Source organism: Pseudomonas sp. PB101 (assembly GCF_009764265.1).
Taxonomy (GTDB): Bacteria; Pseudomonadota; Gammaproteobacteria; order Pseudomonadales; family Pseudomonadaceae; genus Aquipseudomonas.
This window is the reverse complement of the sequence record NZ_RWIR01000073.1, coordinates 126783-148383: the sequence shown is the minus strand read 5'-3', so window position 1 is coordinate 148383 and position 21601 is coordinate 126783. Positions and strand designations below refer to the sequence as shown.

Sequence of the window (21601 nt, the reverse complement as noted above, 5' to 3'; positions counted from 1 at the left end):
CATCGCGAGCAAGCTCGCTCCCACAATGATTTTGGTTGCCTGCAGATTTTGCGTACATCCACTAACCCTTGTAGGAGCGAGCCTGCTCGCGAAAAACCCGAGAGCGCCACTGGGCATCAGGTTTCACCCGTTATCGTTCACGACCATCGCGAGCAAGCTCGCTCCCACAATGATTTTGGTTGGCTGCAGATTTTGCGTACATCCACTAACCCTTGTAAGAGCGAGCCTGCTCGCGAAAAACCCGAGAGCGACGCTGGCCATCAGGATTTACCCGTTATCGTTCACGACGCGCAGTTCCTTCAGCGCGCTGATCAACTGCTGCATATGCTCGGCAGTGCTGGTCAATCCCGGTGTCACGCGGATGCACGGCCCGCAAGCCGCGCCACTGCGCACCACGGTGAACAGGTTGTAGTCGTTGAGCAGCCTTTCGACCATCACCTGTTGATCGGCCTGTTGGGTAAAGCGCATCGAAGTAATGCCGCAATACAGCCGTGGATCATCCGGGGTCAACACCTCGATGCCCGCAAGTTCGCGAACTTCGCGCACCCACAGGTTACGCAGGTAATTGAGGCGCGCGCCCTTGGCGCCAGCGCCACCCATGGCGTGATGCTCTTCAAGCACCAGCGGCAGGGTCATCAACGCCGGGATGTTGGGGGTGCTGTACGAGGTACGGGCACGGATGTCAGTCGGTGGAAAATGCATCTCGCCCATGTCCGGGTCGATGTCGGCCAGGCGTTCGGGGGCGATGTAGATAAAGCCGAGCGTCAACGGTGCGCCGATCCACTTGTGCAGGTTGAAACCGGCGAAAGCGATACCGAGTTCGGTGAGATCGAACTCCAGCTGGCCGAGGGCATGGGCGCCGTCGAGGATGACGTCGATGCCATGTTCCTTCGCAGCGGCTGCAATCGCCTGCACCGGCATCACCAGCCCCGTGCGATGGGTGACGTGGGTCAGGGCCATCAGCTTCAGTCGCGGATACCGGGCGAAGGCCTCCCGATAGGTATCAAGCAGGCTGTCGAAGGTCGCCGGGTGTGCGTGCTCGATCTCGATCACTTCGACCCCACGATTGTGTGCCAGCCAGCGCATGGCACCCTTGACCGTGTCGTATTCCAGATCGCAAACCAGTACCTGATCGCCGGGCTGCAGCCGGTTGTAGTTGCGGATCAGCGACTGCAAGCCTTCCGACGCGTTGCGGGTCAGGGCGATGCTGTCGGCGGGTGCGCCAATCAACCTGGCCAGTTGTGCTCGGATCTTCAGGCTGTCGCCCTGTTCGAAGCGCTGGCGCACGTAGACCGAATTGCTGCGGTTGATGAGTTCGATGTTGCGCTGGTATTCCTCGACCACCGTGCGCGACATGCGCCCGAAGTAACCGTTCTCCAGGTTGATCGGGCCGGGTTCGACATCGTAGCGGTCGGCAAAGGTTTGCCAGAAGGCTTCATCACGGGCGCGGCGGGTGTTGTCGGGCATGGGCTACTCGGTAGATGTTCAGTGGCGCGGGGCCGGTTTGCCGTGTTTGGCGCGCAGGGGTTCGAGCAAGTCCGACAATCCGTTGTGATCGATTTCCTGCATCAGGGCCAGCAGGCCGCCCAACTCGCCATGGGGGAAACCCTCCCGGGCGAACCAGTTCAGGTAAGGGCCGGGCAGGTCGGCAATGATTCGCCCCTTGTACTTGCCGAAGGGCATTTCGCGGGTGATCAGCAATTCGAGCTTTTCAGGATTCATCGATCAGTCGTCTTGATTCAGTCAGTCTGGAAAATACAGGCATTCTGCATGCAGGCCAAATGACAGATCATGCAAATAAAACGGATACAGATTTTCAGTTATTCGATAACTAATTGAAAAATAACGAACAAGTAGGCGGTTCCAAGCTGGCATGCACGGTGCACTACTCATTGCATCTTTCATCAACCGCGAGGAATTGAAAATGACCGACATGAATAAAGAAGCGATTTCTGTACTCAATGACCTGATTGAAACCAGCAAGGACGGTCAGGCCGGGTTCAAGACTTGCGCTGAAGACATCAAGCACCCTGAACTCAAGACCCTGTTCATCAATCGCTCGGCCGATTGTGGTACGGCCGCTGCGGAATTGCAGTCTGCCGTGCGTGCGATGGGTGGCGATCCGGAAACCTCCACCAGTGTCAGCGGTGACTTGCACCGTCGCTGGGTCGACGTGAAGTCGATGTTCACCGGCAAGGGCGAGGAAGCCGTTCTCAATGAAGCCGAGCGCGGTGAGGACCATGCGTTGAAGGCTTATCGCGACGCCATGGAGAAAATCAACAAGCACAACCTGGTGGGCATTCGTGACCTGGTTGAGCGTCAGTACCATGGCGTGCAACGCAATCACGATCAGGTAAAAGCCCTGCGTAACCAGGCGCGTGCACGTTCGTAAATCACGCTAAAAACTGTGGGAGCGAGCTTGCTCGCGATGAGGGTCTGACATTCAACAGTGATGTTGAATGATCTGACGCTATCGCGAGCAAGCTCGCTCCCACAGTGTTTGTTTTTGCTAGGTCAATCAGCCAATGCTGATCGCCGGCAACTCCGTCAACGTCACGCTCTGCTGCTTGCGTGGCGCGAGGATCTCCGCTTCACCATCCACCACCAGTTCATCGCGCTGGTTGAACACGCGGGTGGCAATGCGCACGCGGAACTTCGGCAGTTTTTCGAGGATTTCCAGGCGCACGGTCAGGGTGTCGCCGATCTTCACCGGTTTCTGGAAGCTCATTTGCTGGCCAATGTAGATGGTGCCCGGTCCAGGCAGTTCGCAGGCGACCGCGGCACTGATCAGCGCGCCGCTGAACATGCCGTGGGCGATGCGCTCCTTGAACATGGTGCTGGCGGCGTATTCGGCATCCAGGTGCACCGGGTTGTGGTCGCCGGACATCGCGGCGAACAACTGGATGTCGCGCTCTTCGACGGTCTTGCTGAAGCTGGCGGTCTGGCCGATTTCGAGGGCTTCGTAAGGGGTGTTGGTAACCTGGGTCATCTGTCTCAATTCCTGTGACGAATTAAAAAATTCACAAAAAACTATTCGGATCGGTGTGGCCGAGGAGTGCTCAAGGCCTGTGCGATCCAGTTCAGCACATCGGCGATGATTTCATCGCGGTTGCTCTCGTTGAACAGTTCGTGCCGTGCCTGGGGGTAAACGGTCAGTTGCAGGTGCTGGCTGCCGTTAGCCCGCAACGCGTCGGCCAGATCCTTGAGACGTTTACCTTCGCTCACCGGATCACATTCTCCGCCAATCACCAGCAGCGGCAGGCCCGGGTCGATCTGCGCGAGATTGGACGCTTTGCTGATTTGCTGCAAGCCACCGAGCAAGTCGATCCACAGTTGATTGGTGCAACGGAAGCCGCAAAGCGGGTCGTTGACGTACAGATCGACCTGCGCCGGATCACGGCTGAGCCAGTCGAACGATGTGCGTGCCGGTTTGAATTTTTTGTTGAACGAGCCGAAGGACAGCCATTCGATCAAGGCGCTGCGCCCTTTGCCGCCCTGGCGCAGGCGTTCGAGACGGGCGATCTGCCGTGCCGCGCGATAAAGCGCTACGGGTTGGAAATTCGAGCCGCTGAGGATTGCCCCGTGCAGGCTGGCACTGTGGTGCAGCAGATAAGCCTGGGCAATGTAACTGCCCATGCTGTGCCCGAGCAGTACGATCGGTACGCCGGGGTGTTGCTGGCCGATGTGTTGGTTGAGGCTGGCCAGGTCGCTCACGACCTTGCACCAACCGTCGTTATCAGCGAAATGCCCGAGTGTCCCGTTTTCGGCAGTTTTGCCATGTCCACGCAGGTCAGGCGCGCACACGCCATAACCCTGGTCACAGAGTTTTTCCGCGAGGGGGCCATAGCGACCGCTGTGCTCGGCCATACCGTGGGCCAGCAGAATCATTGCCTTGAGGCTGCCGTCGGGGAGCCACTGGTTGACGAAGAGCCGGCTGTGGTCGCTCGTGGTCAGCCAGAAAGTGTCGTGGATCATGGCGGTTCCTTTGCATGGGGCTGCCTGGTTGGAAACAGCTCGTTGCAGTTTATAGCGCATCCTTGAATGGGCGTCTGATCAGGCTACGCCACGGCAGAAAGATTCATGCGATCAATGACGGCGGTTGGCATATTTGCCTGCTACGTCATAACTGCTAGTGTCCGTGAAGCTCCGCTTTTTGCATTTTTCTTGAGAAATGACAGAACAGTGGCCCCGGATAGATTCAGGTAAAGAGGACAAGAACAATGCAACCTGATTTCTGGAATGACAAACGCCCGGCCGGCGTCCCCCTGGATATCGATCTGGGAGCCTTCAAGTCGGTGATCGAGGTGTTCGAACGTTCCTGCAAGAAGTTTGCTGACCGCCCCGCGTTCAGCAACATGGGCGTGACCCTGACGTACGCCGAACTGGAACGCCAGAGCGCTGCCTTCGCCGGTTACCTGCAAGCCCACACCGACCTGGTACCGGGTGACCGCATCGCGGTGCAGATGCCCAACGTCCTGCAATATCCGATTGCCGTGTTCGGTGCCTTGCGCGCCGGGTTGATCGTGGTCAACACCAACCCCTTGTACACCGCACGGGAAATGCGTCACCAGTTCAAGGACTCCGGTGCCCGGGCGCTGGTGTACCTGAACATGTTCGGCCAGAAAGTCCAGGAAGTGCTCCCCGACACCGACATCCAGTTCCTGATCGAAGCGAAGATGGGCGACCTGATGCCCACCGCCAGGGGCTGGCTGGTCAACACCGTGGTGAGCAAGGTCAAGAAGATGGTCCCGGACTATTCCTTGCCCCAGGCCGTTTCCTTCAAGAGCGCGTTGCGCATGGGCCGTGGCCTGGGCATCAAGCCGCTGACCGTCGGTCTCGACGACATCGCCGTGCTGCAATACACCGGTGGCACCACAGGCCTGGCCAAGGGCGCGATGCTGACCCACGGCAACCTGGTGGCGAACATGCAGCAGGCGCGGGCCTGTCTTGGACAGTTCGGCAGCGACGGTCAGCCGTTGTTGCGCGAAGGCCAGGAGGTCATGATCGCGCCGCTGCCGCTGTACCATATCTATGCCTTCACCGCGAACTGCATGTGCATGATGGTGACCGGCAACCACAACGTGCTGATCACCAACCCGCGTGACATCGGCGGTTTCATCAAGGAGCTGAAGAACTGGCGGTTCTCGGCGTTGCTGGGTCTCAACACGCTGTTCGTCGCGCTGATGGATCATCCGGATTTCAAGACCCTGGACTTCTCCAGCCTCAAGCTCACCAACTCCGGCGGCACGGCGCTGGTCAAGGCGACCGCCGAGCGTTGGGAGCAACTGACCGGTTGCCGCATCACCGAAGGTTACGGCCTGACCGAAACTTCGCCGGTGGCCTGTACCAACCCCTATGGCGACAAGTCGCGGATCGGCACGGTCGGCATGCCTGTGCCGGGCACCACGCTGAAAGTCATCAGCGATGACGGCGTCGAACAACCGCTGGGTGAGCGCGGCGAGCTCTGCATCAAAGGCCCGCAGATCATGAAGGGCTACTGGCAGAAACCCGATGCCACGGCCGAGGTGCTGGATGCCGAGGGCTGGTTCAAGTCCGGTGACATCGCGGTGATCGACCCGGACGGTTTCGTGCGCATCGTCGACCGCAAGAAGGACATGATCATCGTCTCGGGTTTCAACGTGTACCCGAACGAGATCGAAGACGTGGTGATGGCTCACCCGAACGTCGCCAACTGTGCGGTCATCGGTGTGCCCGACGAGCGGTCGGGAGAGGCGGTGAAGCTGTTCGTGGTGGCCCGTGAAGCGGGGGTCAGCCTTGAAGAACTGAAGGCTTACTGCAAGGAGAACTTCACGGCGTACAAGGTACCCAAGCACATCGTGCTGCGCGAATCGCTGCCGATGACGCCGGTGGGCAAGATTTTGCGGCGGGAGTTGCGGGATATCGCGTAATCGTTAGAGAGCGCGCTTCGCGCATCGCGGGCAAGCCCGCTCCCACAGGTTCATTGTTGTGCACAAACCTTGTGTACGACGCGAACTTTGTGGGAGCGGGCTTGCCCCGGGCGGCGTTCCGACGATGTTTTTTGGCAGACGCTAAAGCCCCGGTTTACGTGGGCTCCAGAGATTAATAGATTTTTTGCTCTAAAATGACTGCTTGTAAGTCTTGAGTCACAAATGTGACCGTGGAGGCCGCTTTTGGCTCTAGTCGACCCTTGGCAAAGCTGCTACTCTCGGCGCGCTTTGTGCTTCTTGGCCTGTGTAAAAGCCCAGATTCACCAATGACCAAACACCAATAATAATCGCATCAAATGCGGTGCTGAATTCGCGTTGCTGAGGAGTGGGCTTCCATGATCGAAGACTTTTGGAAGGATAAGTACCCTGCCGGGATTGCTGCCGACATCAATCCAGACGAGTATCCGAATATTCAGGCAGTGTTGAAGCAATCCTGCCAACGCTTCGCCAACAAGCCGGCATTCAGCAACCTGGGCAAGACACTCACCTACGGTGAGCTGTACGAATTGTCCGGTGCGTTTGCCGCTTATCTGCAACAGCATACCGATTTGCAGCCCGGCGATCGAATTGCCGTGCAACTGCCCAACGTGTTGCAGTACCCGGTCGCCGTCTTCGGGGCCATCCGCGCCGGGCTGATCGTGGTCAACACCAACCCGCTGTACACCGCGCGGGAAATGGAACACCAATTCAACGACTCCGGTGCCAAGGCCCTGGTCTGCCTGGCCAACATGGCGCACCTGGCTGAGACCGTGGTGCCGAAAACCGGCGTCAAGCACGTGATCGTCACCGAAGTCGCCGACCTGCTGCCGCCGCTCAAGCGCTTGCTGATCAACAGCGTCATCAAGTACGTGAAGAAGATGGTGCCGGCCTACCACTTGCCAAAAGCCGTCAAGTTCAACGACGTGCTGAGCAAAGGCCAGGGCCAGCCAGTGGCGGAAGCCAATCCGGCCAGCGGCGACGTCGCGGTGCTGCAATACACCGGCGGCACCACCGGCGTGGCCAAGGGCGCGATGCTGACCCATCGCAACCTGGTGGCGAACATGCTGCAGTGCAAGGCGCTGATGGGTTCCAACCTCAATGAAGGTTGCGAGATCCTGATCACCCCGCTGCCGCTGTATCACATCTATGCGTTCACCTTTCACTGCATGGCGATGATGCTGATCGGCAACCACAACATCCTGATCAGCAACCCGCGCGACCTGCCGGCGATGGTCAAGGAACTGTCGAAGTGGAAGTTCAGCGGCTTTGTCGGCCTGAACACACTGTTCGTGGCCCTGTGCAACAACGAAGGTTTCCGCAAGCTGGACTTCTCCGCGCTGAAAGTCACCCTGTCGGGCGGCATGGCCCTGCAACTGGCCGCGGCCGAACGCTGGAAGGCGGTCACCGGTTGCGCCATCTGCGAAGGCTACGGCATGACCGAAACCAGCCCGGTGGCCACGGTCAACCCGATCCAGAACATTCAGATCGGCACCATCGGCATTCCGGTACCGTCGACCCTGTGCAAAGTCATCAACGATGCCGGTGTCGAGCAGCCGCTGGGCGAAATCGGCGAACTGTGCGTGAAAGGGCCGCAAGTCATGAAGGGTTACTGGCAGCGCCAGGAAGCCACCGATGAAATGCTCGACAGCGAAGGCTGGTTGAAGACCGGTGACATCGCGCTGATCCAGCCAGACGGCTACATGCGCATTGTCGATCGCAAGAAAGACATGATCCTGGTGTCCGGTTTCAACGTATACCCGAACGAACTCGAAGACGTGCTGGCCACCTTGCCGGGCGTGCTGCAATGCGCGGCCATCGGCATACCGGACGAGAAGTCGGGCGAGGCGATCAAGATCTTCATCGTCGCCAAGCCGGGCGTGACGTTGACCAAGGAACAGGTGATGGAGCACATGCGCGCCAACGTCACCGGCTACAAGGTCCCGCGTTCCGTGGAATTCCGCGATGCACTGCCGACCACCAACGTCGGCAAGATCCTGCGTCGTGAATTGCGCGATGAAGAACTGAAGAAGATCAACGCGAAGAAAGCCACCGCGTAAAACAAGAAGCCCCGCAGATGCGGGGCTTTTTGTTGACGCCGGACACAGGTAGACGACCTGTAGGAGCCGGCTTGCTGGCGATGGCGGAGTATCAGTCAACATTGATGCGTCGGATATACCGCAATCGCCAGCAAGCCGGCTCCTACAAGCGGAACGGCGCGAAGTTGACGTTGGTGCCCGTCGGGCGCATGTCCTGCAGGAAGGAGTCCTTGTCGGCGCTCAGCTCCAGGCTCAATGCCGCCTTGCGCTTGCCTTCATTGCGCACCACCAGGCCTTCGAGTTTCTCGCGCAGGAACACGGTCGGCACTTTCAGGTGCAGCAGCTCGTCGGTGGCTGGCGTGTGCATCAGCAGGTGAATCCACTCGTACTGACCGACGGCCAGGCGCGTCACCGGGAGGTCGAACCACCAGATGTTGCGATTGCGGTTCAATTCGGCGAAGTGGCAGTTGTTGACGCCAAGCACAGCACCGCCAAGTTCCTGGTTTCTGCGGGCAATGGCCTGCTTTTTATCAAGTTTCATAACATTCCTACGGGATTGGATCTTCAGCGCCATGGCCTGAATGTGTTGCGCATTCTCGGGGGTTGGCCGGCAAACATAAAGCGCAACCTGCACCGGACGATGAAATGTCGCGGAGAAAATAAATGAAACTCCCTGTAAAGGCCCCCGGTCAACCTTGTGTAGCGATTTTTCCGTCTATTGAAATGCTCACAGGAGAATCACCATGAGCAGCACAAGCGATAAAGTCAAAGGCATGGCCAATGAAGCCGCCGGCAACGTCAAGCAAGGCGTCGGCAAGGCCACCGGTAACGACAAGATGCGTGCCGAGGGCGTGATGCAGGAAAAGAAAGGCGAGGCCCAGCAAGCAGTCGGCAAGGCCAAGGATGCGCTCAAAAAAGGTATCGATGACGCCTGATCCGGCCTTTAATGAAAACAAAGGCGGCCATCTCGGATGGCCGTTTTTGTGTCAGCCTGAACTTGCACCCGGAAATTGTTTCAAAGTCGCCAACTGGGCTACCTTGATGATAGAAAACGGCCCCTGAGTCGCCAGACTCCAACCCCAATCCGTAAGCGGCGAATGGAGACGCGAATGATTTTTCCGGACATGAGAGGCCTGCCCCTGCACCGTGTGATGATGCGCACGGTCACCGAGTTCGTCGACGACGAGATGTCGACCTATGCCTCGGCGCTGGCCTATCAGATGCTGTTTTCGCTGTTTCCGTTCATCCTGTTCCTGATTGCCCTGATCGGCTTCCTGCACCTGCCGGATTTCTTCTCCTGGCTGCGCCTGCAATCGGAACTTGTATTGCCGCCCCAAGCGCTGGAACAGGTCAACCCGGTGATCGACCAACTGCAGCAGTCCAAGGGTGGTTTGCTCTCGGTGGGTATCGTGATTGCGCTGTACACCGCCTCGGCGGGTGTGCGGCTGATGATGAGCGCGATGAACGCGGCCTACGACGTGGTCGAAGGGCGCCCGCTGTGGAAACGCTTTCCGTTGTCGGTCATCTACACCGTGGGCATTGCCGGCATGTTGCTGATTGCGGCGGCGCTGATGGTGCTCGGTCCGCAAGTGATGGGCTGGATCGCCGCGCAGGTCGGGCTTGAGGATTTCATCGTGACCCTATGGACCATCGTGCGCTGGCCGGTGATCGTGATTCTGCTGATGGTCGCGGTTGCGTTGATCTACTACGTCATGCCCGACGTCAAACAGGAATTCCGCTTCATCACCCCGGGCTCGGTGCTGGCGGTGGTGGTGTGGATCATCGCCTCCCTGGGCTTCGGTTTGTACGTCAAGGAGTTCGCCAACTACAACGCCATGTATGGCAGTATCGGCGCGATCATCGTGCTGTTGCTGTACTTCTACATTTCCGCCGCGGTGCTGTTGCTGGGCGCGGAGATGAATGCGGTGATCGAGCACATGTCGCGGGAGGGTAAGGACCCGGGCGAAAAAGTTGCCGGCGAGCATGGTCCCGTCCATGAGGAAAAACACCACGTTTCGGGACTGGGCCGTGATCATTCACAACCCAAACCAACCATTGATGAAACCTGATCATGATTCGTGAAATTCTGAAAATGGGCGATGAGCGCCTGCTGCGCATTGCCCCGCCGGTGCCGGCCGAAATGTTCGACAGCCCCGAGCTGTGGCAACTGATCGATGACATGTTCCAGACCATGGAAAGTGTGGGAGGCGTTGGCCTGGCGGCTCCGCAGATCGGCGTCGACCTGCAACTGGTGATCTTCGGTTTCGAGCACAGCGAACGTTATCCGGATGCCGACGCCGTGCCGCAGACGATCCTGATCAACCCGTTGATCACACCGCTGAGCCCGGTGCTGGAAGAGGGCTTCGAAGGCTGTTTGTCCGTACCGGGCCTGCGCGGTGCGGTGCAGCGTTACCAGCAGATTCGCTACGAAGGCCTCGACCCCAAGGGCGAACCGATCGTGCGTTTTGCTTCAGGGTTCCACGCACGGGTGGTGCAGCACGAGTGCGATCACCTGATCGGCCGCCTGTACCCGTCGCGCATCACCGACTTCAGCAAGTTCGGCTTCACCGAGGTGATGTTCCCGGACCTGGATCCCAACGCGGACGATTAAGCACACCACAAACCACATTAGATCTTCATCAGGCTTGAGCAGGCTCCAACCCCATCGCAATCATCGGCTTGCTGCGCGCATATCGGCTCAATCGCTCAACCATCGCGTAAGGCATCGGCGGATCAAACGTAAACCCGTGTCGCTCATAAAACCCGCGCAGGTCCGGATGACAGAACAACCACACCGGCAGTTCGCAATCCTTCACCGCGGCCGCGATCAACCCGGCGGCGATTCCTTGCTCCCGGCACTGCGGATCGACAAACAACCCGGTCAGCCAATGCCCGCCGGACACCGGGCGCAAACACAAAGCGGCAACAATCCCGTCACGCCGGGCCACCCACAGCTGCGCGTCGCGCACGGCTTTCATCGACGATTGGTGAGCGCGGTAGAACTTGTTCATCAAGGGCCATAACGGCTCGTCGAGCAGGGTGAACTGGATGTCGGGCATGGTCTCGGACTGTCGGTGTGCAAAGCCGGCGATTATAAAAGAACGCGCGCGCCGGGATAGGTGTATACCTGATCTCACATCCCCTCGAGTGGAGTACGCATCATGTCCAAAGGTATGGATTCAAAGAAATCGGCGAAAAAGAAACCGGTGAAAACCGCCATTGAAAAACGCGCGGACAAGAAGGCCAAGAAGGTCGGCGTGTTCGGTCACTGATCCCCGCGATGATCGATCGCTCCCATGCAACATGGGAGCGATCCTCCTGAAAATAATCTGCAGGATTTCCCACGGCCATTGCACAGAAGGGGATTGGTCCCCGATCTGAGCAACGCCATGCCCCATTACTTCGACAGCGCCCACCAAGAAGAAATCGAAACCCTGCGTCGACGCTTTACCGCCCGTACCGAATGGCCGACCTGGTTACTGTTGATCGGCGTGTATGGCGCCTGGTTCGGCATCGTGTTGAACAGCCATCGCCTGGGTGTGTGGTGGAGCACGCTGTTGCTGATTCCATTGCTGGTGCTGTGGTTGTCGGTGCAACACGAGCTGCTGCACGGTCATCCCACGCGCTGGCCAGCCCTGAACAAGATCCTCGGCTACGCGCCGTTTGCCGTCTGGTATCCGTACACCCTGTATCGCGATAGTCATTTGCTGCATCACCGTGACGAAGACCTGACCATCCCCGGTCGCGACCCGGAAAGCCGTTACCTGAGTGCCGGGCAGTGGCAGGGCAGTTCTCTGCTGGTGCGCAGCCTGCACTGGCTGAACAAGACCGTGCTCGGCCGCTTTGCCCTGGGTGCGCCGCTGGCCTTGCTGGCGTTGGCCGGCGAAGAGTTGCAGCGATTGCAAGCGGGTAATCGTCAGGCCTGGCTGATGTGGTTGAGTCACGGGTCGCTGACGCTGTTGATGCTGCTGTTCATCGCGCACTTCAGCGTGTTTGCGCTCTGGCATTACCTGTTTTTGATCAGCGTGCCGGCGCTGTCGATCGCCATGATTCGCTCCTACTATGAACATCGACCTCATGCCGCGCCGGAACAACGCACCGTGCTCAATGAAGCCGCCTGGCCGTGGCGCTGGCTGTTCCTGAACCTCAATTTCCATCTGGTGCATCACGAGTTGCCGGGGTTGCCCTGGTACGACTTGCCCCGCGCTTACCGGGCCCGCCGCGAGCAATGGCTGGCGCGCAGTGGCGGGTTTCTGGTGCAGGGTTATGGGCAGTTGTGGCGTGAACATGGCGTCAAAGCCATCGACAGCCCGAGGCATCCGTTTCACTGATTTGCTACGCTGCTCTGGAAAACTTCGATGACCCAACACATCGCCGAACTACAGATGTACACCGCCCCCGAGCTGATCCACCAGGCCAACGAACGCTGGCTGGCGCGAATCCTCGAGCACCTGGGCGGCACCCGCCGTGATGCCGAAGGCCTGTCGCTGTCGGATGTGTGGTTGTCGCCGCACTTGCTGCTCGCGCAAACCTGCGGCTACCCGCTGATGACAGCATTGCGCGGCAAGGTCCGGGTCCTGGGCCGCCCTCGGTATGAACTGCCGGACAGCAGTGGCGGCAACCATTGCAGCCTGATCCTGGCACGCACCGACGATGCGCGCCGAACCCTGGCGGATTTTCGAGGCAGCCGGGGCGTGATCAATGGCCGGGATTCCAACAGCGGCATGAACCTGCTGCGCCACCGGTTGGCGCCGTTGCAGCGTGAGGGGCGGTTTTTTTCTCAGATCGGCATCAGCGGCAGCCATCGCGAAAGCCTGCACTGGTTACGCGAAGACCTTGCCGACCTGGCGGCCATCGACAGCGTGACCTTCGCCTATCTGGCGCGCCACGCCGCAGAGGAAGTGGCCGGTTTGCGCGTGATTGAGCGCAGTGCCTTGAGCCCGACGTTGCCCTACATCACCTCGGCCACCGTCAGCGCTCAGCAGGCTGAAGCGCTATTGCAGGCGATGAACCAGGCGCTGCGCGAGTTACCTGAGGTTGCCGAAATCCTCGGTTTGCCGCAGGTGCTGCCCGCCAGCGAAAGCGACTATCAGGTTGTGCTCGATTATCAGCGTGAGGCCGAGGTGTTGGGGTATGGGGATTTGCGATAGGGCGCAGATGTTGGGTCGACAGGTCCATTTTTCGCGGGCAAGCCACGCTCCCACAGGTACAGCGAAACTATCTAATTGGAATATAAAAATAAGTTTTAAGTCTTATTAAAGAATAAGGCTCCTTGCTAGGATCCGCCTCACCGGACCACCGGACATTCAGCGACCCCTAACCCAGGAGCCCCTATGTCCGGCACCGATATTCTCCATCGCAAACACGTGGACAGCCTGTTCCGTGCCCACTATCACTGGCTCTGCACACGCCTGCGTCAGTCTCTGAACGATGCCGCCGGTGTCGAAGACATTGCCTGCGAAACCTTCGTGCAACTGCTCGAAGCCCCTGGCCTGACGGCGATACGCGAACCCCGTGCCTTGCTCACCACCATCGCCCGGCGCCTGCTCTATCAGCGTTGGCGTCGAGCGGATCTGGAGCGTCGGTATCTTCACCAACTGCAACACGCCGAGCCGGTGCATGCCGAATCGCCGGAGCAGTTGGCCCAGTTGTCCCAGACCCTGACCCGGGTGAATCGCAGTCTTCAGCGCTTGCCCGGCAAAGTGCGTTCGACCTTCCTGCTGTCGCGGATCGACGGCCTGACCTACGCGCAAATTGCCACAGCCCTGGGCATTTCGCTGCGCTCGGTCAGCGACTACATGACCCGTTCCCAGGCCCTGTGCGACCGGCACAGCGCCAATCAATCCCTGAACCGTCCACTCCAGAACAAGAGGTCCGCATGAGATCGATCAAAACCCTGCTCGGCAGTTCGTTGCTGGCCCTGAGCCTGTTGTCCCACCCGTCCTGGGCCACGGAAAAAGCCGCACCCATTCACTTCGGCGATATCACTTGGGAAAGTGGCAGCCTCATCACCGAAATCCTGCGCCTGATCGTTGAAAAAGGTTACGGTTACCCGACCGACACGCTGCCGGGCAGCACCGTCAGCCTGGAAGCGGCGCTGGCGAAAAACGATATCCAGGTCATCGGCGAGGAGTGGGCCGGACGCAGTCCCGCCTGGGTCAAGGCTGCCGCCGAGGGCAAGGTCTTCGGCCTCGGCGATACGGTCAAAGGCGCCACTGAAGGTTGGTGGGTGCCGGAATACGTGATCAAGGGCGATCCCGAGCGCGGCATCAAGCCGTTGGCCCCGGAACTGAAGTCCGTTGCCGATCTGGCGAAGTACAAGGACGTATTCCGCGACCCCGAAGACCCGAGCCGCGGACGCTTCCTCAACAGCCCGACCGGCTGGACCTCGGAAATCGTCAACAGCCAGAAACTCAAGGCCTATGACCTGACCGCCAGCTACGTCAACTTCCGCACCGGTTCCGGTGCCGCACTGGATGCCGAGGTGGCGTCGTCGATCCGCCGTGGCAAACCGGTGCTGTTCTACTACTGGTCGCCGACACCGCTGCTGGGGCGATTCAAGTTGGTGAAACTCGACGAACCGCCGTTCGACGCCGAAGCCTGGAAAACCCTGGCCGACGCCAACAACCCGAACCCCAAGGGCACGCGCTCGATGCCGGCCAGCCTGGCCATCGGCGTATCGGCACCGTTCAAGGCGCAATACCCGGATCTGGTGACGTTCTTTGAAAAGGTCGACCTGCCGATCGACCTGCTGAACCAGACCCTGGGCCAGATGAGCGAAAAACGCCAGAAACCCCGCGAAGTAGCCGAAGCATTTTTGCGAGAGCAACCGCAGGTGTGGAAGGGCTGGGTACCGGGGGAGGTGGCTACCAGGGTGAGTGCCAGTTTGTAGTTTTGTCGCATCGCGATGCGATCTCGGGTTCAACGGACTCGACAGGCGGTAAGCCGCAAAAAAACGCTGAACCGATTTTGTCCTCGATACTGGCCGACTAGTGGCCTTGCAAGCACAACGTGGCTGTCTATGATCAGGTGTAACTAACTGTATCGACCGTGATGAGGCGGTCGGTGTGGTGCTGCCAGAGTGCGCAATCAAAGGCACCGACACTTGATCACAGGGAGCTGTCCGCTAAATGGAATTTGTTGTGAATCTGTTAGGGCTGGCCCGCATGCGGGCTATCAAGAGAAGGATGTCTTGATGAGCGTGTCGCTATAAGGACCCTCCGATTGATCATCGATTATCACCTGACTAGTCCTTCTTTTTTGGAGGGATGCGTGTGCCTGTTCCACGGAACGTAGTGGTGGATTTGAAAGACCTGCAACTTTCATCAATCAAAAAATCGCGCGGAAGGTGATACAACCATGTTCAACCTACATCACAAGGCTGACCTGCTGGAAATCGAACGATTCAGCTGTGCGCTGACCGAGGCCAATGCCAAGTTGGCGGCGATCAGCAATTCGATGGCGATGATTGAATTCACCCCGGATGGCATCGTCATCGATGCCAACGAAAACTTCTGCAGTGCCATGGGCTACAGCGCCGACGAAGTGCGCGGCAAGCATCACCGGGTGTTTTGTGAAGAGCAGTATTACCGCAGCGATGACTACACCAAACTGTGGCGCGACCTGGCGCGGGGCGAGCCGCTGAGCGGGACCTTTTTGCGCTTGCATAAAAGCGGCCGGGAGATCTGGCTCGAAGCCAGCTACATGCCGGTGCTCGGCCCCGACCGCCAGGTGAAAAGCGTGATCAAGGTCGCCACCGACATCACCGCCCGGATCAACAGGGAACACGAAAACGAAAGCCGGCTCGCCGCGATCGGCCGCTCAATGGCCGTGATCGAATTCACCCCCGAAGGCAAGGTCATCAGCGCCAACGAAAACTTCCTGAAAACCATGCAGTACTCGCTCAACGAGGTAGTGGGGCAGCATCACAGCCTGTTCTGCCACCGAGCCGAAGCCGAGTCCCAGGGTTACCGGAATTTCTGGGCGTCGCTCAACCGTGGCGAATATCACTCCCATCGTTTCGAGCGCAGGAACAAACAGGGGCAGACCATATTCCTCGAAGCGTCCTACAACCCGTTGTTCGACGCCAAGGGCCGGCTGTACAAAGTGGTCAAGTTTGCCAGCGACATCACTCACCAGATGACCACCCTGCAAACCGCCGCGGAATCGGCCCACAGCACCTCGGTGCAAAACGACGTCTGTGCACGCAAGGGTTCCGAGGTGGTGCAGCAGACGGTGCAGATCATCCTGGACATTTCCAAAGACCTGAACGAAGCGGCGCTGAGCATCGATGCCGTGAGCAAGCAGTCCGACATCATCGGCACCATCGTGCAGACCATCCGCGGCATTGCCGATCAGACCAACCTGCTGGCGCTCAACGCGGCGATTGAAGCGGCGCGGGCCGGTGAGCACGGGCGCGGATTTGCGGTGGTGGCCGATGAAGTGCGCAGCCTCGCGGCGCGCACCAGTCAGGCGACGCTGGAGATCGTCGAGGTGGTGCGCAAGAACCACGATCTGTCGCTGAGCGCGGTGTCGAGCATGCAATCGAGTTTGAGCCGAACCGGCCTCGGCGTGGAACTGGCGAACGAGGCAGGGGAGGTGATCCTGGAAATCCAGCAGGGCTCGCGCCACGTGGTGGACGCGATCAGTCAGTTCAACTCGACATTGCAGCTGAACTAAGCAGAGCAACTTGTAGGAGCAAGCTTGCTCGCGATGGACTCTAGAGCGCTGCGTTTAGCCAGACAAAACGCGTAATCGTTATCGACCATCGCGAGCAAGCTCGCTCCTACATAAAATGAGCAAATGAAAAAGGGTCCCGGTAGAGGGACCCAAAAAAACCGGCAAATAGCGCGCTGACAAGAGGGCCGGGAAGGTTGGGGCGTTCGTTCATTGAGCCTGCTTTACGGAGCCCGGCAATCGGGCTGCGTTATCACATCCAAGCCAATAATCATTCGATCTGCAAGATTTCCCTGCGCCGTTACCCGCAGGGAGACAGGACCATTTTTGTCTGTTGGCTTGCCCTTGTTCCGGGCCGCTCGGAGTCCGATACCTGTTAGTTCTGACAGTAGACTGACTATCGAGTTGGTTGGACTATGTGTTCTCGAATACGTGGCTGGTTTACCGATATAACGTCGGATAAAAGCCGGGGTGCTCTAAACTCGCATGGACGAGATTTAATATGAAAATCAAATGGGTTGTTACTGCTTTTTCACTAGTTGTCTGCCTCGGCGCAAATGCTGAGCAAGAGTCGGTAGGGCAAAGCACATACACATTATTCAATCCCACAATGACTGAATTACAGAAGGGCGAGGTACAACAGCAGATTGATCAACAGCTCGCCAGAAAAGCGGGAGCGCGGCAGGTCAGTACTACCCAAGTGGTTTATGGAGATGGAGCAGTCGTTATGACTTTCCCTCCCAAGGACTCCGTTCAACCGGAGAGCACCTGCGACTATGGTTATTTTTGCGTCTGGGAGCACCCGTATTACACCGGCAGGAAAGTGTCATTGCGCAGTAAGCAAGAATTCAGTCCATTCAATCTCGCAGACTACGATATGAGCCTGCAGGTATCGTCGTGGAAATATAACAATAAAGCCTACGCCTCGATCGTATACGGGGTGAACAGGAAAGATGGGGTGGGAGTAATAGAAACCAGCACTCTAAAGGAAATTGGAATTGGTGATGAGTGTTGCCCATTCAGTGCTCCCGAAAAAACAGACCCTTCCGCAGCGTGGACAGAAATATATGCCATCGATCACCTTCAGTCCCGGGGTGACAAAATAGTGAGTATCAAGGTCTCTACACTATTTGGTGGGGATGCCAAGTGAGCACCAATTGCAGCGGCCATTCAAGGCAAGCCGTTGCAGCCGTGCTTGAGGAAACCCGGACGCTGCGCCAGGCGCTGGAAATACTCATCGACGGCGGGGTAGTCCGGGCGCTCGATCGGTGTCATCAGCCAGCGATTGACCGATAAACCGATGACCACATCGGCCAGGGTAAAGCGGGGCCCGGCGACATACGCCTTGGTGGTCGCGAGTTGATGTTCGAGGATGCCCATTTTCTGGTTCCAGCCACGGATGCCGACCTCAAGGCCATGCGGGTCCTGGAATTCCGGGTCCTTGCGCACCAGTGCCATGAACGGATATCTCCACGACGGATTGAGCTCGGTGGCTTGCCAATCCATCCACTGCTCCACCCTGGCGCGGGCGGCCGGGTCGGTTGGCAGCAAATCAGCATGGTGGTGATGGTGTTTGCCGACCAGGTAGCGGCAGATGGTATTGGACTCCCACAGCACGCCCGCCTCATCAATGATCACCGGTACCAGCGCGTTGGGATTGAGCCGCAGAAACTCCGGGCTGTGGGTCGAGGCAAAGCCACTGCCCCAGTCCTCGCGTTCGTAGGTTATGCCCAGTTCCTCGCAGGTCCACAGAACCTTGCGGACGTTGATCGACGAGGCTTTACCCAGGATCTTCAGTGTGTGTTCCATTGAGCTACTCCGTTAGCGAATTGGTGCGCTACGGGAATCTAACAGCGTGCCCAGCAGAGGGCGACATTCGTTGCTCTAAAAGGTTAGTTGAAATCCGCTCGCCGCGTTCGGCTCTTGATTGGACTTCAGGCGCTCGGCAGCAGGTCGGTCCAGATCGGGGTCGAACAGGCACTGGGAATGTATGGATGAAGGGCAGGTTGCTTGAGGATCCAGCCCTGAAGCTGTTGGTCGATGTACACCGGGGTTGGCTCGATACACTCGCCTTTGGGGGCAACCTTGGCTTGATCCACTGATACAAACAGTGGGCCGGGCAGATCAAACACCGTCTCGGAATGGCTTGAAAGCCCCGTGTCCTTGCGGGCAAAACAGTTGTTCCTGCGGCCGCTCAGGTCGGTTGTCATGACCCCGGCTTCTTCCAGGTTCGCATGCCAAACATTCATGACAACGGCTGGCCCCTGGGCTTTCGGGTGCAAGGCGAGGCAACTTTTGATTGCCGGCATGAAACGTGGATCACTTAGAAACTGCGTCCAGTCGTCCGGCTGCGAGGCGTGTGCCGGAATCGCTTGGCCGAGCAAGAACGTCAGGAAAATCGCTTTGCGCATAGCAATATCCGCGAGAAAAAGGTTGTGGATTCTGCACTCGACGCTCGGGTCGCGGAGGGTAAAAGATGTTTCGAAATGCTGTGTAGGAATGGTCTGACGGCAAGCGGCTTCAGAGGGGTTGCGCAGGCTACTGTTTCTTGCACCCTTGCCTACAACTACGCCAGAATCCGCCGACTTGTGCGCTTGGTATCCGGACTCTATCGTTCCGTGTCGCTGCAAATTCAGCGATCGGGTTTCGCAGCCCGGGTATCTCTAGACGCATAGCGTCCACCGTTCGTGATCGAATCGCGTTATGGCGGCTGTGCGTGGGAGACCTTCGGGTCTACCGGGTTCTAGAGTCCCGGTCTGCGACCCGCGTACAGCTGCCACCCTTCGTATCGCAGCGAGACGTGGCAGCTCCATTACTCTAGGAGCACCACTATGTTCAAACCCACGCCGAACCCCCCACGCAATCCCAGCCCGATGTTCTCCATCTCCCCCGGCATCAATAACGAAACATTGCTGGCGCACGCCTGCGAATCACTGGCCTCGGCGAGTGTGATGACCAATGACTTTGCTACGTTTCTGGAAGGCAGCCAGCGTAATACGGCACTGGCGATCGCACAGATCATCATGCTGGCCGAGCTGGCGGTGAACCGGGTGCTGGATAACCTCGATCCGCAGGATTGACCGCCGAACCTGTGGTGAGGGGGCAAACCCCCTCACCACAGTGATTTGTGTCGTGCTTATGTACTCTCGCGCACCTTCAACTCAAACCCCATGTCCTGCACCGGCCTGGCCACGGTATTGCCGGCCATCAGCGTCAGCATCTGCTCCGCTGCGCGGCGGCCGATGGCTTCGCGCGGGGTGTTGATGCTGCTCAGGCGCGGGACCATGTGTTCGGACATGGGCAAGTCGTTGAAGCCGAGGATCGCCACCTGTTCGGGGATCTTGATCCCGTGACGCAGCGCTTCGAGCAGCGCGCCCTGAGCCAGGTCGTCGTTGCCGAAGAAAATCGCATCGACGTCCGGGTGGCTGGCGAGCATCTGCAAAAACAGTTCGCCGCCCAGGCCGACCGACGACGGGCGGGGTGTCAGCACTTCCAGCGCCGGGTCATACAAACCGGCCTTTTGCAGGGCTTTGCGGAAACCTTCGCCGCGCAGCAAGGTGCGCTGGTCGAGTTGCGCGCCGATGTAGGCCAGGCGCTTGCGGCCGCGAGACAGCAAGTGTTCGGCTGCCGTTTCGCCGGCCGCCAACTGCGAAAAGCCCACGCAGTTGAGCCCGGCGGCGCTGTCCAGCTCCATCATGTACACGCAGGGAATGTTGCTGGCTTCGATCATCCGCCGCGAACTTTCGGTGCGGTCGAAACCCGTCAGCAGCAAGCCACGGGGCTGATAGGCCATGTAGTTGCGCAGCAGGTTTTCCTCTTCATCGCGCGAATAGTGGAAGTTGCCGATCAGCACTTCGAAGCCCTTGGGCCGCAAAACCTGATGAATGGCTTCCAGGGTGTCGATGAACAGCAGGTTGGACAGCGACGGCACCAGCACCACGACGGAATGGCTCTGGGCCGAGGCCAGGGCACGGGCGGCAGGGTTGACCACGTAGTTGAGATCCAGCGCCGCTTTCTGCACCTTTTCCACCAGTTCGGTGGCAACAGTGCTGACGCCGCGCAGGGCGCGCGAAGCGGTGATCGGGCTGACGCCGGCCAGTCGGGCAACTTCGTTCAGGGTAGGGCGGCCAGTGGTACGGGTATTTTTATCGTTCTTGGTTGTGTTCATCGACGGCTTGCCAAACAAAATTCAAGGCACTAAGGTAGCGCTGTCTCGATGCAGCTGCAAATGCGTGAGCGGGGGTTCGCCTGATCCTCGCTTTTTGGCGTTGGGACCTAACCTGCTGCAACCCATAAAATGACAAGAAAGGCGTCGGCAACTTCTGCTTTTGATCTAGTGTCATAACTGGCAAAGGTAGCGCTGTCTGCGCGCTGAGGTGTTACATGAATCATCCCATCACCGCCCTGGTCATCATGGGCGTTGCCGGTTGCGGCAAGACGTGCGTCAGCGAGGCCCTGTGCCAATTGAGCGGCGCCACTGCCATTGAAGGCGACTCTTTCCACCCTGCCGCCAATATCGAAAAGATGAGCGCGGGGACCCCCCTGAACGACGAAGACCGCGCCGGCTGGCTCGACAGCCTGTGCGATGAACTGCGCCGTGTCGACGCCATGGGCCAGCGCCCGGTGCTGACCTGTTCGGCGCTCAAGCACATTTACCGCGAACGCCTGCGCAGTGCCTTGCCGGGCCTGGGCTTCGTGTTCCTGGAGTTGACCCCCGAAGTGGCCGCCGACCGCGTCTCCCATCGGCCGGGCCACTTCATGCCGTCGACCCTGATCGACAGTCAGTTCGCCACCCTCGAATCGCCGGTCGGCGAGCCGTTGACCCTGGCGCTGGATGCCTCGACCCATAGCGTCGAGCAACTGGCTGCGCAGGCTCATGTGTGGTGGCAGGCGAACGGCCTGAAACAGGCGGTATGACTGTGCTCGCAAAGACAGCGCTGT

The 21601-nt window shown here is 58.8% G+C and carries 23 protein-coding genes and 1 pseudogene; 15 read left to right on the top strand and 9 right to left on the bottom strand.

Going from position 1 to position 21601, the window contains the following annotated elements; genetic code table 11:
- Positions 1-267: 267 nt before the first annotated feature.
- Both EI969_RS22915 and EI969_RS22910 read right to left on the bottom strand, forming a co-directional pair.
- Positions 268-1467 carry an aminotransferase class V-fold PLP-dependent enzyme gene (locus EI969_RS22915; protein WP_160389774.1) on the bottom strand — a complete coding sequence of 400 codons (1200 nt, stop codon included), beginning with the start codon at positions 1465-1467 and terminating at the stop codon, positions 268-270.
- A gap of 18 nt (positions 1468-1485) precedes the next feature.
- Complete coding sequence (locus tag EI969_RS22910; RefSeq protein ID WP_003227425.1) at positions 1486-1722, bottom strand: DUF3820 family protein; 237 nt, start codon at positions 1720-1722, stop codon at positions 1486-1488.
- 202 nt (positions 1723-1924) lie between these two features.
- On the opposite strand from EI969_RS22910, the gene EI969_RS22905 reads away from it, so the two are divergent.
- A complete protein-coding gene (locus EI969_RS22905; RefSeq protein ID WP_160389773.1) occupies positions 1925-2392 on the top strand; it encodes a PA2169 family four-helix-bundle protein in 468 nt (155 codons plus the stop codon).
- A gap of 126 nt (positions 2393-2518) precedes the next feature.
- Here EI969_RS22905 and EI969_RS22900 read toward each other — a convergent pair whose 3' ends face one another.
- On the bottom strand, positions 2519-2989 hold the full coding sequence (locus tag EI969_RS22900) for a MaoC family dehydratase (RefSeq protein ID WP_096509380.1): 471 nt from the start codon (positions 2987-2989) through the stop codon (positions 2519-2521).
- Positions 2990-3030: 41 nt separating this feature from the next.
- The gene (locus EI969_RS22895; protein ID WP_160389772.1) at positions 3031-3975 is read right to left on the bottom strand and encodes an alpha/beta hydrolase; all 945 of its coding nucleotides are present in this window, start codon (positions 3973-3975) and stop codon (positions 3031-3033) included.
- A gap of 245 nt (positions 3976-4220) precedes the next feature.
- Here EI969_RS22895 and fadD2 point away from each other — a divergent pair, with 245 nt between their 5' ends.
- Together fadD2 and fadD1 are read left to right on the top strand one after the other, a co-directional pair.
- Complete coding sequence (gene fadD2, locus EI969_RS22890; protein WP_160389771.1) at positions 4221-5909, top strand: long-chain-fatty-acid--CoA ligase FadD2; 1689 nt, start codon at positions 4221-4223, stop codon at positions 5907-5909.
- Positions 5910-6304: 395 nt separating this feature from the next.
- Positions 6305-8005, top strand: a complete 1701-nt coding sequence (gene fadD1, locus EI969_RS22885) for a long-chain-fatty-acid--CoA ligase FadD1 (RefSeq protein WP_160389770.1) — start codon at positions 6305-6307, stop codon at positions 8003-8005.
- A gap of 142 nt (positions 8006-8147) precedes the next feature.
- Here the strand turns inward: fadD1 and EI969_RS22880 are convergent, their stop codons facing one another.
- Entirely contained in the window at positions 8148-8525 is a 378-nt protein-coding gene (locus EI969_RS22880) for a hypothetical protein (RefSeq protein ID WP_160389769.1), read from the bottom strand.
- A 202-nt stretch (positions 8526-8727) separates the two neighbouring features.
- Between EI969_RS22880 and EI969_RS22875 the strand changes: the two genes are divergently transcribed.
- From EI969_RS22875 to def, 3 genes are all read left to right on the top strand, one after another.
- Complete coding sequence (locus tag EI969_RS22875; RefSeq protein ID WP_160389768.1) at positions 8728-8919, top strand: CsbD family protein; 192 nt, start codon at positions 8728-8730, stop codon at positions 8917-8919.
- Positions 8920-9093: 174 nt separating this feature from the next.
- Entirely contained in the window at positions 9094-10053 is a 960-nt protein-coding gene (locus tag EI969_RS22870) for a YihY/virulence factor BrkB family protein (RefSeq protein WP_160389767.1), read from the top strand.
- A gap of 2 nt (positions 10054-10055) precedes the next feature.
- Positions 10056-10595: a peptide deformylase gene (gene def, locus EI969_RS22865; RefSeq protein ID WP_160389766.1), complete on the top strand. Its 540-nt coding sequence runs from the start codon at positions 10056-10058 to the stop codon at positions 10593-10595.
- A gap of 28 nt (positions 10596-10623) precedes the next feature.
- Here def and EI969_RS22860 read toward each other — a convergent pair whose 3' ends face one another.
- A complete protein-coding gene (locus tag EI969_RS22860; RefSeq protein ID WP_160389765.1) occupies positions 10624-11043 on the bottom strand; it encodes a GNAT family N-acetyltransferase in 420 nt (139 codons plus the stop codon).
- A gap of 330 nt (positions 11044-11373) precedes the next feature.
- Here EI969_RS22860 and EI969_RS22855 point away from each other — a divergent pair, with 330 nt between their 5' ends.
- From EI969_RS22855 to EI969_RS22830, 7 genes and pseudogenes are all read left to right on the top strand, one after another.
- Positions 11374-12315 carry a fatty acid desaturase gene (locus tag EI969_RS22855; RefSeq protein ID WP_160389764.1) on the top strand — a complete coding sequence of 314 codons (942 nt, stop codon included), beginning with the start codon at positions 11374-11376 and terminating at the stop codon, positions 12313-12315.
- A 27-nt stretch (positions 12316-12342) separates the two neighbouring features.
- The gene (locus EI969_RS22850; RefSeq protein WP_160389763.1) at positions 12343-13134 is read left to right on the top strand and encodes a phosphate/phosphite/phosphonate ABC transporter substrate-binding protein; all 792 of its coding nucleotides are present in this window, start codon (positions 12343-12345) and stop codon (positions 13132-13134) included.
- Positions 13135-13317: 183 nt separating this feature from the next.
- Positions 13318-13866 (top strand): sigma-70 family RNA polymerase sigma factor, encoded by a 549-nt coding sequence (locus tag EI969_RS22845; RefSeq protein WP_160389762.1) that lies wholly within the window; start codon positions 13318-13320, stop codon positions 13864-13866.
- Entirely contained in the window at positions 13863-14876 is a 1014-nt protein-coding gene (locus EI969_RS22840) for an ABC transporter substrate-binding protein (protein WP_160389761.1), read from the top strand. Before EI969_RS22845 ends, EI969_RS22840 begins: the two co-directional genes overlap by 4 nt.
- Before the next feature lie 467 nt (positions 14877-15343).
- A pseudogene (locus EI969_RS31070) lies at positions 15344-16114 on the top strand (PAS domain-containing protein); the annotation flags it as partial.
- Positions 16115-16123: 9 nt separating this feature from the next.
- A complete protein-coding gene (locus EI969_RS31065) occupies positions 16124-16663 on the top strand; it encodes a methyl-accepting chemotaxis protein (protein ID WP_371926014.1) in 540 nt (179 codons plus the stop codon).
- Positions 16664-17162: 499 nt separating this feature from the next.
- Positions 17163-17810 carry a peptidase inhibitor family I36 protein gene (locus tag EI969_RS22830; protein WP_160389759.1) on the top strand — a complete coding sequence of 216 codons (648 nt, stop codon included), beginning with the start codon at positions 17163-17165 and terminating at the stop codon, positions 17808-17810.
- Between the two features lie 20 nt (positions 17811-17830).
- Here the strand turns inward: EI969_RS22830 and EI969_RS22825 are convergent, their stop codons facing one another.
- Positions 17831-18469 (bottom strand): glutathione S-transferase family protein, encoded by a 639-nt coding sequence (locus tag EI969_RS22825; RefSeq protein ID WP_160389758.1) that lies wholly within the window; start codon positions 18467-18469, stop codon positions 17831-17833.
- Positions 18470-18594: 125 nt separating this feature from the next.
- Positions 18595-19071 (bottom strand): hypothetical protein, encoded by a 477-nt coding sequence (locus EI969_RS22820; RefSeq protein ID WP_160389757.1) that lies wholly within the window; start codon positions 19069-19071, stop codon positions 18595-18597.
- A 420-nt stretch (positions 19072-19491) separates the two neighbouring features.
- Between EI969_RS22820 and EI969_RS22815 the strand changes: the two genes are divergently transcribed.
- On the top strand, positions 19492-19740 hold the full coding sequence (locus tag EI969_RS22815; RefSeq protein WP_007974480.1) for a DUF6124 family protein: 249 nt from the start codon (positions 19492-19494) through the stop codon (positions 19738-19740).
- Between the two features lie 56 nt (positions 19741-19796).
- Here the strand turns inward: EI969_RS22815 and EI969_RS22810 are convergent, their stop codons facing one another.
- Positions 19797-20828 carry a LacI family DNA-binding transcriptional regulator gene (locus EI969_RS22810; protein WP_160389756.1) on the bottom strand — a complete coding sequence of 344 codons (1032 nt, stop codon included), beginning with the start codon at positions 20826-20828 and terminating at the stop codon, positions 19797-19799.
- A 215-nt stretch (positions 20829-21043) separates the two neighbouring features.
- On the opposite strand from EI969_RS22810, the gene EI969_RS22805 reads away from it, so the two are divergent.
- Positions 21044-21577 (top strand): gluconokinase, encoded by a 534-nt coding sequence (locus tag EI969_RS22805; RefSeq protein ID WP_110662596.1) that lies wholly within the window; start codon positions 21044-21046, stop codon positions 21575-21577.
- The last annotated feature ends 24 nt before the right edge of the window (positions 21578-21601 follow it).

What these genes read in the sequence shown, in the direction of transcription:
- EI969_RS22860 (WP_160389765.1), bottom strand. Translation starts at nt 11,043, where the DNA reads ATGCCCGACATCCAGTTCACCCTGCTCGACGAGCCGTTATGGCCCTTG.
- EI969_RS22895 (WP_160389772.1), bottom strand. Translation starts at nt 3,975, where the DNA reads ATGATCCACGACACTTTCTGGCTGACCACGAGCGACCACAGCCGGCTC.
- EI969_RS31065 (WP_371926014.1), top strand. Translation starts at nt 16,124, where the DNA reads ATGACCACCCTGCAAACCGCCGCGGAATCGGCCCACAGCACCTCGGTG.
- EI969_RS22805 (WP_110662596.1), top strand. Translation starts at nt 21,044, where the DNA reads ATGAATCATCCCATCACCGCCCTGGTCATCATGGGCGTTGCCGGTTGC.
- EI969_RS22830 (WP_160389759.1), top strand. Translation starts at nt 17,163, where the DNA reads ATGAAAATCAAATGGGTTGTTACTGCTTTTTCACTAGTTGTCTGCCTC.
- EI969_RS22815 (WP_007974480.1), top strand. Translation starts at nt 19,492, where the DNA reads ATGTTCAAACCCACGCCGAACCCCCCACGCAATCCCAGCCCGATGTTC.
- EI969_RS22910 (WP_003227425.1), bottom strand. Translation starts at nt 1,722, where the DNA reads ATGAATCCTGAAAAGCTCGAATTGCTGATCACCCGCGAAATGCCCTTC.
- EI969_RS22850 (WP_160389763.1), top strand. Translation starts at nt 12,343, where the DNA reads ATGACCCAACACATCGCCGAACTACAGATGTACACCGCCCCCGAGCTG.
- EI969_RS22845 (WP_160389762.1), top strand. Translation starts at nt 13,318, where the DNA reads ATGTCCGGCACCGATATTCTCCATCGCAAACACGTGGACAGCCTGTTC.
- def (WP_160389766.1), top strand. Translation starts at nt 10,056, where the DNA reads ATGATTCGTGAAATTCTGAAAATGGGCGATGAGCGCCTGCTGCGCATT.
- EI969_RS22810 (WP_160389756.1), bottom strand. Translation starts at nt 20,828, where the DNA reads ATGAACACAACCAAGAACGATAAAAATACCCGTACCACTGGCCGCCCT.
- EI969_RS22870 (WP_160389767.1), top strand. Translation starts at nt 9,094, where the DNA reads ATGATTTTTCCGGACATGAGAGGCCTGCCCCTGCACCGTGTGATGATG.
- fadD1 (WP_160389770.1), top strand. Translation starts at nt 6,305, where the DNA reads ATGATCGAAGACTTTTGGAAGGATAAGTACCCTGCCGGGATTGCTGCC.
- EI969_RS22900 (WP_096509380.1), bottom strand. Translation starts at nt 2,989, where the DNA reads ATGACCCAGGTTACCAACACCCCTTACGAAGCCCTCGAAATCGGCCAG.
- EI969_RS22820 (WP_160389757.1), bottom strand. Translation starts at nt 19,071, where the DNA reads ATGCGCAAAGCGATTTTCCTGACGTTCTTGCTCGGCCAAGCGATTCCG.
- fadD2 (WP_160389771.1), top strand. Translation starts at nt 4,221, where the DNA reads ATGCAACCTGATTTCTGGAATGACAAACGCCCGGCCGGCGTCCCCCTG.
- EI969_RS22840 (WP_160389761.1), top strand. Translation starts at nt 13,863, where the DNA reads ATGAGATCGATCAAAACCCTGCTCGGCAGTTCGTTGCTGGCCCTGAGC.
- EI969_RS22905 (WP_160389773.1), top strand. Translation starts at nt 1,925, where the DNA reads ATGACCGACATGAATAAAGAAGCGATTTCTGTACTCAATGACCTGATT.
- EI969_RS22880 (WP_160389769.1), bottom strand. Translation starts at nt 8,525, where the DNA reads ATGAAACTTGATAAAAAGCAGGCCATTGCCCGCAGAAACCAGGAACTT.
- EI969_RS22875 (WP_160389768.1), top strand. Translation starts at nt 8,728, where the DNA reads ATGAGCAGCACAAGCGATAAAGTCAAAGGCATGGCCAATGAAGCCGCC.
- EI969_RS22825 (WP_160389758.1), bottom strand. Translation starts at nt 18,469, where the DNA reads ATGGAACACACACTGAAGATCCTGGGTAAAGCCTCGTCGATCAACGTC.
- EI969_RS22855 (WP_160389764.1), top strand. Translation starts at nt 11,374, where the DNA reads ATGCCCCATTACTTCGACAGCGCCCACCAAGAAGAAATCGAAACCCTG.
- EI969_RS22915 (WP_160389774.1), bottom strand. Translation starts at nt 1,467, where the DNA reads ATGCCCGACAACACCCGCCGCGCCCGTGATGAAGCCTTCTGGCAAACC.